Origin of the sequence: Umezawaea sp. NPDC059074 (genome assembly GCF_042738955.1) — a bacterium.
GTDB lineage: Bacteria > Actinomycetota > Actinomycetes > Mycobacteriales > Pseudonocardiaceae > Umezawaea.
This window is the reverse complement of sequence record NZ_JBHYHC010000034.1, coordinates 73,312-81,344: the sequence shown is the minus strand read 5'-3', so window position 1 is coordinate 81,344 and position 8,033 is coordinate 73,312. Positions and strand designations below refer to the sequence as shown.

Below are 8,033 nucleotides of genomic sequence, written 5' to 3'. Positions count from 1 at the left end.
GGATCGACGTGCTGGTGAACAACGCCGGGCACGGGCTGCTCGGGGCCGTCGAGGAGACCTCCGACGAGGAGGTCAGGGCGGTGTTCGAGACGAACGTGTTCGGGCTGCTGAACGTCACCCGCGCGGTGCTGCCGATCATGCGCCACCAACGGGCCGGGCACGTGCTCAACATGAGCTCGGTGGGCGGCTTCACGCAGGGCGCAGGGTGGGGCGTGTACGGGGCGACGAAGTTCGCCGTGGAGGGCCTGTCCGAGGCCCTGCACTTCGAACTCGCGCCGCTCGGCGTCCACGTGACGGTCGTGGAGCCGGGGCTGTTCCGCACCGACTTCCTCGACCCGTCCAGCCTGCGCTTGACTGGGACCGAGATCGGCGACTACGCGGGGACCGCCGGGACCATGCGCGGCGGGGCGGCGAGCTGGAACCACTCCCAGCCCGGTGACCCGGCGAAGGCGGCCGCCGTGCTGCTGGAGGTCGTGGCGTCGCCGAACCCGCCGACGCGGATCCAGCTCGGCGCGGACTCCGTGGCCCGCGTGGAGGACAAGCTCCGCATCGTGCGGGAGGAACTGGCCACCTGGCGCGCCCGGTCCCTGTCGACGGACCACACCCGGTGATGCGCCCGCAGAGCCTGCGGGCGCGGGAATCGGTGCTCACGGCCACGTGCGCGCTGCTGGAGGAGGGCGGGCTGCCCGCGGCGACCGTCGACGCCATCAGCGCGCGGTCCGGCGTCTCCAAGGCCACGATCTACAAGCACTGGCCCAGCCGCACGGCCGTGGCCGCGGAGGCGTTCGGCATCAAGATGGCCACGGCGGTGCCGCTGCCCGACACCGGCACCGCCGTGGGCGACCTGACCGAGCAGGTGCGGCTGGTCAGCGCGTTCTACTCCAGCCACGCCGGGTCGACGTTCGCGCAGCTGCTCGCGGCGTGCGTGACCGACCCGGCGGGCGCGCCGTACTTCCGCGAGTTCTTCCTGAACGGGCGGCGGGACGCCATCGGCGTGCTGTGGCGGCGGGCGCTGGAGCGCGGCGAGGTCGACGACGAGGTGGACGTGGAGACCGCGATCGACCTGCTGTTCGGCCCGCTGATCTTCCGCCTGCTCAGCGGCCACGCGCCGCTGGGCGAGACCGAGGCGGGGGCCATCGCCTCGGCGGCGTTGACCGGGCTGCTCAGAGGTCGCGGATGACCCTCGCCGGGTTGCCCGCGGCGAACACCCGGTCCGGCACGTCCCGGACGACCACTGCTCCCGCGCCGATCACCGCGTTCGCGCCGATCGTCACGCCGGGGCACACGATCACGCCGCCGCCGAGCCACGCGTTGGCGCCGATGGTGATCGGCTCGGGCCGCTCCCACCCCTCGCGGCGGCGGTCGTGGTCGTCCACCGGGTGCAACGCCGTGAGCAGTTGCGCGCGCGGGCCGATCCGGACGTCGTCGCCGATCGTGATCGGGGCGTCGTCCATGAGGATCGCGTCGGTGTTGACGAACGCGCGGGCGCCGATCGTGATCAGCGAGCCGTAGCTGCACTGGAAACGCGGCAGGACGACGGCGTCGGGTCCGAACCCGCCGAGCAGGCCGGTCAGGATCCTGCGTCGTTCCGCGTCGTCGTCCGCGCCGAGCGCGTTGAACTCGTCCAACGCGCGCCAACAACGCCGCCGGTCCTCGACCAGGTCGGGCTCGTCGAGGTACCACTCGCCGCGCAGCATCCGGTCCTTCTGCTCCCCCACGGTCAGACGAGGGGCTTGCGAGCGATCAGGTACGCCTGGGGCGTCTTCTCGTGCTCCTCCGCCTCGCGCACCAGCCGGACGTCCACGACCAGGCCCGCTGCGGTGAACAGGTCCGCCACGAAGTCCGGTCGCAGGCGGTACGCGTCGGCCTCGACGTCGTGGCCGTAGGCGTTCGTGATGCGCCTGCGCTCGTCGCCGACCTGGAACGCGGTCAGCAGCCGTCCGCCCGGCTCCAGCACGCGCGCCAGTTCCGCCACCAGCGCGGGCAGTCGCTCCAAGGGCGTGTGGATCAGGGAGTACCACGCCAGCGCGCCCGCGAGCGAGCCGTCCGGCAGGTCGAGCGCCGCCATCGACCCCACGTCGAACCGCAGGTGCGGGTGCGTCCGCCGCGCCACCTCGACCATGCCGGGCGAGAGGTCGACGCCGAAGACGTCCAGCCCCAACGCCGCCAGGTGGCCCGTGAGCCGCCCCGGACCGCAGCCGAGGTCGCCGACCCGGCCGGACTTGCCGACCTGCTCGGCGAACGCGGCCAGGACCGCCCGGTCCCAGGTGCTCTCGTCCAGCGCGTCCTTCAACGTCTCGGCGTAGGACTCGGCGACGGTGTCGTAGGCGGTCCGCGTCTCGGCCACGTAGGCGGGTTCGGTCATGGGCCGGAACGCTATCCCAGCCGTGGAGCCGAATCCGGTGAAGGGACGAACTCGGCGTGGTGGAACGACTTCCGCCCCAGCGGAACGATCACGCTCCGCCGGTCGCCGATCCGGGTCGCTCGAAGAAGGCGATGAACTGGTCCATGGCGGCGTTCACGCCGTCGAGGTCGTTGGTGGCGACCAGGTCGAGCAGCAGCCCCCGTGACACGGCGAGGCCGAGCCGGGCACGGGCGCGGGCCTCGGGCAGGGGGAGGCCCGCGCGGTGCTCGTAGGCGGCCAGCGGTTCGATCCACGACTCGACGATGCCGTCGAGCAGCGCGCTCGTGCCGGGGCGGCCCTGGACGGCTTGGCCGTACAGCTCGAAGAACAGCCGTTCGTGGGCGCGCAGCGCGGGGTCGGTGAGGCGGTCCCAGAACCGGCGGGCGAGCTGCGCGGGGGTGCTGTCGACGTCCGCGGTCAGCTCGGCGAGCGCCTGGCGCTGGTTCGCCTCGACGGCCTGGACGACCGCGACGAGGAGGCCCTCCTTGGAGCCGAAGTGGTAGCTGAGCATCCGGTGGCTGGTGCCCACGGCCGCGGCCAGCGAGCGGAGGCTCAGGTCGCCGAGGCCGTGCGCGGCGATGTGCTCGATCACGGCGGCGAGCAGCCGATCCCCTTGTCCAGGCATGTACCAGATGGTACATGTACCACATGGTACAGAGAGTGGACGCCTCCGCGAGCACGACCGCGAGCCCGGAACGGGTGTACGCGCTGGTCCGGGACGGGTCGACGTGGCCGACCTGGTCGACGCTGGACTCCTTCGAGCTGGAACGCCCCGGCGACACCGAGCGGGAGGGGCTCGGCGCGATCCGGGTGTTCCGCACGGACCGGTTCCCGAAGCCGGTCGTCAGCCGCGAGGAGATCGTGGAACTGGTGCCGAACCGCAGGCTGGGCTACGCGCTGCTGTCCGGTCTCGCGGTGCGGGACTACCGGGCGTTCGTCGACCTCGAACCCGACGGGACCGGCACGAGGATCCGCTGGCACTCGTCGTTCCGGCCCGTCGTGCCGGGCACCGGCTGGCTCTACCGGAGGGCGCTCCAGCGGATCATGACGGCCTGCGTGCGCGGTTTGGCCGACCACGCCGCGGGTACCACCTGAGGAAAACCACACCCTCATCGTGCGGTCGGCTTCATGGCGGGCGTCGGGGTCCGATTCCTAGCGTGGAGGCCATGAGCAACCCGGTTTCAGCGATCGTCGAGTGGGTCACCGGCCTGATGACCACGCTCGGCGCCCCCGGCGCGGGCCTGGCCATCGCACTGGAGAACCTGTTCCCACCCCTGCCCAGCGAGGTGTTCCTGCCGTTGGCGGGCTTCACCGCGAGCCGCGGCGGCATGAGCCTGATCGCCGCCATCGCGTGGACCACGGCCGGTTCGGTCGTGGGCGCGGTGGCGCTGTACTACGTCGGAGCGCTGCTCGGCCGCGAGCGGGTGCGCGCCATCGCCGCGAAGCTGCCGCTGGTGAAGGTGTCCGATGTGGACAAGACGGAGGACTGGTTCGCCAAGCACGGCACCAAGGCCGTGTTCTTCGGCCGGATGATCCCCATCTTCCGCAGCCTGATCTCCATCCCGGCGGGCATCGAGCGCATGGCGCTGCCCAAGTTCCTCGGCCTGACCGCCGCGGGCAGCCTGATCTGGAACACCGCCCTGATCATGGCGGGCTACCTGCTTGGCGAGCAGTGGCACCTCGTCGAGCAGTACACGGGGTACGTCTCCACGGCCGTGCTCGTCCTGGTCGGGATCGCCGTCGCCTGGTTCGTGGTCTCCCGCCTGACCGGGCGCGAGCGCAGCGGTCAGGACCCCAGGTAGCGCAGCACCGCCAGCACCCGGCGGCTGTAACCGTCCACTCCGGACAGACCGAGCTTCTCGAACACGTTGTACACGTGCTTCTCCACCGCGCTCTGCGACACGTGCAACCGGGCCGCGATGGTCGCGTTCGTGCAGCCCTCGGCCATCGCGGCCAGCACGTCCCGCTCGCGCGGGGTCAACGTCCCGACGTCGCGCGTGGTGCGGGACAACAGCTGCCGCACCACCTCGGGGTCGAACGCGGCCCCGCCCGAACCGACCCGGCGCAGCGCGTCGAGGAACTCTTCCACCCGCACGACCCGGTCCTTGAGCAGGTACCCCACGCCGTCGGACTGCCCCGTGAGCAGTTCGACGGCGTACCGCTTCTCCACGTACTGCGACAGCACCAGCACCCCCACCGCGGGCCACCGCCGCCGGATCTCCAGCGCCGCGTGCAGGCCCTCGTCGGTGTTGGTCGGCGGCATCCGCACGTCCGTCACCACCACGTCCGGCTGGTGCGCCGCGACGGCGTGGACCAGCGCGTCACCGTCGCCCACGGCCGCGACGACGTCGTGCCCCTCCTCGACCAGCAGCCGCACCAGCCCCTCGCGCAGCAGCGTCGAGTCCTCGGCCAGGATCACCCGCACGGCAGCTCCGCCTCGACGACGGTCGGCCCGCCGACCGGGCTCGCGACGGTGAACCGACCGTCCAGCGCCGCCACCCGCCGGGCCAGCCCCGCGAGACCGACCCCGTCCGGGTTGGCTCCCCCGCGCCCGTCGTCCTCGACCCGCACCCGCACCACCCCTTCGTCCCGGCGCACCACCACGGCGACACCGCTCGCGCCGGAGTGCTTCGCCGCGTTCGTCACGGCCTCGCACACCACGAAGTACGCGGCCGTCTCCACGGGCGCGGCCACCTCCCCGTCCAGCCGGACGTCGATCCGCACCGGCACGGCCGACCGGTCCGCCACGGCCGTCAACGCCTCCGCCAGCCCGAGCGAGTCCAGCGCCGCGGGGTAGACCCGCCAGGCGACCTCGCGCAGGTCTTCCAAAACCCGCGCCGACTCGTCGTGCGCCTGCCTCAACAACTCGTCCGCCTTGTCGGGGTTCCGACGCGCACGCCCGAGCAGCATCCCCAACGCCACCAACCGCTGCTGCACGCCGTCGTGCAGGTCGCGTTCGATCCGCCGCCGCTCGGCGTCGACCGCCTCCACGACGCCCGCGCGGCTCGCCGCGAGCTGCTCGATCCGCTGCCGCAGCAGTTCCCGTTCGCTCGGCCCGAGGAACCGGTGCGCGACCCGCCGTTCCAGCGCGACCACGCCGAGAATGCCCTGCACCTCGACGAACAGCAGCACCACGCCCGCCAGTGCGGTCCAGCCGAGTTCGGCCGCGTTCGAGAGGTCCAGCTCCCCCGTGCCGAGCCGCCACGCGATGACCGCTGCCCAGTACAGGCCGTAGAACAGCCACGCCACCACGACACCGCCGAGCAGCCCCACCAGCGCCCGCACCGCGAGGAACCGGCGGGCTTGGCGCTCCAACGGTTCCGCGCTGTCGACGCCGAGGAACACCAGCAGCCGACGGCGTTCCACCTTCGCGAACCAGGCCACCACGCGGTCGGAGAACGCCAGCGCGGGCAGTTCGACCAGCGCGCCGCAGAACCCGAGCAGCAGCCCCACGACCCGCCGCACCGCCGTCCCCACCGCTCCCCCGCCCGTCGCAGTCGACGACCAGCGTGCCACGGGGTTCAGCCGGTCAGCGCGGGGGCCAGCAACTCCTTGATCTCCCGCACGGCCGCGCGGCCCGCCCGCGACGCGCCGACCGTGCTGGCCGACGGGCCGTAGCCCACCAGGTGCACGCGCGGCTCGGCCACCACGCGGGTGCCGTCGAGCTTGATGCCGCCGCCGGGTCCGCGCAGCTTCAACGGGGCCAGGTGGTCGATCGCGGGCCGGAACCCGGTGGCCCACAGGATCGCGTCGGCGCGGACCTCGCGGCCGTCGGCCCAGGCGACCCCGGTCGGCGTGATCCGGTCGAACATCGGCAGCCGCTCCAACAGCCCGGCCTCCTGCGCGGCGCGCACCTGCGGCGTCCGGAACAGGCCCGTCACGCTCACGACGCTGGCGGGCGGCCGTCCGGCGCGCACGGCCTCGTCCACCCGCGCCACCACGGCCCGGCCGATGTCCTCGGTGAACGGCTCGTCGCTGAACAGCGGTTCCCGCCGGGTGACCCACGTCGTCGTGGCGTACCGCTGGATCTCCAGCTGGAGCTGGATCGCCGACGACCCACCGCCGACGACGATGACGTGCTGCCCGGCGAACTCCTCGGGCCGCGCGTAGTTCGCGGTGTGCAGCTGGCGGCCGCGGAACAGCTCCTGGCCGGGGTAGCGCGGCCAGAACGGGTGCGTCCACGTGCCCGTGGCGTTGATCAGCGCTCGCGCCGACCACGTCTCGTCCGCGCTCTCGACCAGCAACCGCCCGTCGTCGCCGTAGCGGACAGCGGTCACGCCGACGGGCCGCTGGACGTGGATGTCGTTGCGCCGCTCGAAATCGGCGAAGTAGGCGGGCAGCACCTCGTTGGCCGGGGCGCGGTCGTCGACCACCTCGAACGGCATGGCGGGCAGGTCGTGGATGCCGTGCACCGTGGCCATCCGCAACGTCGGCCACCGGTGCTGCCAGGCGCCGCCGGGACCCCGGTCGGCGTCGAGCACCACGTGGTCGATCCCGGCCCGGCGCAGGAAGTAGCCGCTGGACAAGCCCGCCTGCCCCGCCCCGATCACCACGACGTCGACGCTGATCACACCTCGTGCAACAGCCCGGACTTGCCCGAACTTCCGTCGCCCGCGTCACATTCCCGCTATCTTCGGGCGAGTGCACAAGATCTTTTCAACGGTCCTCGCCCTCGCGCTGGTCACAGCCGCGGCGAGCCCTGCCGCGGCGGACACCTCCGCCGCCGACGCCCGTGCCGCGGTGCCCTCGGACGTGACCGTCGCGTTCGCCGTCTACGACCGCGACTCCGCTCGCACCACCCTGCAGTACAACGAGCACCAGCAGATCCGCTCAGCCTCCGTGGTCAAGCTGCTCATCGCGCTGGACTACTTCGAGACCAACGGTCCCGACACCCCGATCCCGGACGCGGACCTCGCCCTGCTGGTGCCGATGCTGCGCTCCAGCAACGACGACGCGGCCAGCGAGCTGTGGGTGCGCCTCGGCTGGGAGAAGATCGTCGAGCGGGCGGTGACCCGCCTGCACCTGGTGGACTCCGCGCCGCCGGTCAACGTCGGCTTCTGGGGCTACACCGCGCTCAGCGCCGCGGACGTCGTGACCATCTACCGCCACATCCTCGAGGACGCGCCCGCCCGCGTCCGCGACTTCATCATGGACAACCTCTACGCGGCGACCTCGTGCGCCTCGGACGGGTTCGACCAGTCCTTCGGCATCCCCCAGGCCATCCCCGGCCGGGTGGCGTTCAAGCAGGGGTGGTCGCGCTTCGGCGACGTCCCGCCGCGTCCCTGCGTCGAACCCAAGCCGCGCCGGTTCATCGGCGCGTCGAAGGACGGTGACGGGCAGGGCCTCGCGCCGGACCTCGTCCGCCCGGCGATGCACACCACCGGCGTCTACGGCCACAAGATCATGGCCGTGCTGACCCTGGAGCCGGAGGGCACGACCTGGGACCAGTCCGCCCAGCGGATCACCGTCCTGACCGGGGCCGTGTACCTCGCGGAGCGCATCATCGGCGGACACGCCGTGTGACGACCGTCGCGGGGGGGGCGGTTTCCTCCCGGCGCCCGGTTTCAAGTGTTTTTACAGCCACCCCCCAGAGGCCCGTGGCGGAGAGGGCCAGGCCCGCCAACGGAGC

The 8,033-nt window shown here is 72.5% G+C and carries 11 protein-coding genes; 5 read left to right on the top strand and 6 right to left on the bottom strand.

The annotated features are described in order from the left end of the window. A partial coding sequence (locus ACFWW9_RS18005; protein ID WP_390378463.1) for an SDR family NAD(P)-dependent oxidoreductase occupies positions 1–611 on the top strand: 611 nt, incomplete at its 5' end. After that, positions 611–1,180, top strand: coding sequence for a TetR/AcrR family transcriptional regulator (locus tag ACFWW9_RS18000; protein ID WP_390378460.1), 570 nt, complete (start codon positions 611–613; stop codon positions 1,178–1,180). The genes ACFWW9_RS18005 and ACFWW9_RS18000, both read left to right, overlap by 1 nt. Here ACFWW9_RS18000 and ACFWW9_RS17995 read toward each other — a convergent pair. From ACFWW9_RS17995 to ACFWW9_RS17985, 3 genes are all read right to left on the bottom strand, one after another. Further along, positions 1,164–1,718: a sugar O-acetyltransferase gene (locus tag ACFWW9_RS17995; RefSeq protein WP_390378457.1), complete on the bottom strand. Its 555-nt coding sequence runs from the start codon at positions 1,716–1,718 to the stop codon at positions 1,164–1,166. The genes ACFWW9_RS18000 and ACFWW9_RS17995 overlap by 17 nt on opposite strands. A gap of 2 nt (positions 1,719–1,720) precedes the next feature. Next, positions 1,721–2,365, bottom strand: a complete 645-nt coding sequence (locus tag ACFWW9_RS17990) for a class I SAM-dependent DNA methyltransferase (RefSeq protein ID WP_390378454.1) — start codon at positions 2,363–2,365, stop codon at positions 1,721–1,723. Between the two features lie 88 nt (positions 2,366–2,453). Then, positions 2,454–3,029 carry a TetR/AcrR family transcriptional regulator gene (locus ACFWW9_RS17985; protein ID WP_390378451.1) on the bottom strand — a complete coding sequence of 192 codons (576 nt, stop codon included), beginning with the start codon at positions 3,027–3,029 and terminating at the stop codon, positions 2,454–2,456. 23 nt (positions 3,030–3,052) lie between these two features. Between ACFWW9_RS17985 and ACFWW9_RS17980 the strand changes: the two genes are divergently transcribed. Both ACFWW9_RS17980 and ACFWW9_RS17975 read left to right on the top strand, forming a co-directional pair. After that, on the top strand, positions 3,053–3,499 hold the full coding sequence (locus ACFWW9_RS17980) for an SRPBCC family protein (protein WP_390378448.1): 447 nt from the start codon (positions 3,053–3,055) through the stop codon (positions 3,497–3,499). A gap of 71 nt (positions 3,500–3,570) precedes the next feature. Next, the gene (locus tag ACFWW9_RS17975; protein WP_390378445.1) at positions 3,571–4,206 is read left to right on the top strand and encodes a DedA family protein; all 636 of its coding nucleotides are present in this window, start codon (positions 3,571–3,573) and stop codon (positions 4,204–4,206) included. Here ACFWW9_RS17975 and ACFWW9_RS17970 read toward each other — a convergent pair. From ACFWW9_RS17970 to ACFWW9_RS17960, 3 genes are read right to left on the bottom strand one after another with little or no spacing between them, the layout of a single operon-like run. Further along, a complete protein-coding gene (locus ACFWW9_RS17970) occupies positions 4,191–4,829 on the bottom strand; it encodes a response regulator (protein ID WP_390378442.1) in 639 nt (212 codons plus the stop codon). The two genes, ACFWW9_RS17975 and ACFWW9_RS17970, sit on opposite strands and share 16 nt — an antisense overlap. Next, the gene (locus tag ACFWW9_RS17965; RefSeq protein WP_390378439.1) at positions 4,820–5,881 is read right to left on the bottom strand and encodes a sensor histidine kinase; all 1,062 of its coding nucleotides are present in this window, start codon (positions 5,879–5,881) and stop codon (positions 4,820–4,822) included. Before ACFWW9_RS17965 ends, ACFWW9_RS17970 begins: the two co-directional genes overlap by 10 nt. Before the next feature lie 44 nt (positions 5,882–5,925). Further along, positions 5,926–6,975, bottom strand: coding sequence for an NAD(P)-binding domain-containing protein (locus tag ACFWW9_RS17960; protein WP_390378436.1), 1,050 nt, complete (start codon positions 6,973–6,975; stop codon positions 5,926–5,928). A gap of 70 nt (positions 6,976–7,045) precedes the next feature. Between ACFWW9_RS17960 and ACFWW9_RS17955 the strand changes: the two genes are divergently transcribed. Beyond that, a complete protein-coding gene (locus tag ACFWW9_RS17955; protein WP_390378433.1) occupies positions 7,046–7,927 on the top strand; it encodes a hypothetical protein in 882 nt (293 codons plus the stop codon). Positions 7,928–8,033: the final 106 nt, after the last annotated feature.

Excerpts from the sequence above, each read along its gene's own strand:
- ACFWW9_RS18000 (WP_390378460.1), top strand. The coding sequence starts at position 611 with ATGCGCCCGCAGAGCCTGCGGGCGCGGGAATCGGTGCTCACGGCCACG.
- ACFWW9_RS17975 (WP_390378445.1), top strand. The coding sequence starts at position 3,571 with ATGAGCAACCCGGTTTCAGCGATCGTCGAGTGGGTCACCGGCCTGATG.
- ACFWW9_RS17985 (WP_390378451.1), bottom strand. The coding sequence starts at position 3,029 with ATGCCTGGACAAGGGGATCGGCTGCTCGCCGCCGTGATCGAGCACATC.
- ACFWW9_RS17980 (WP_390378448.1), top strand. The coding sequence starts at position 3,053 with ATGGTACAGAGAGTGGACGCCTCCGCGAGCACGACCGCGAGCCCGGAA.
- ACFWW9_RS17990 (WP_390378454.1), bottom strand. The coding sequence starts at position 2,365 with ATGACCGAACCCGCCTACGTGGCCGAGACGCGGACCGCCTACGACACC.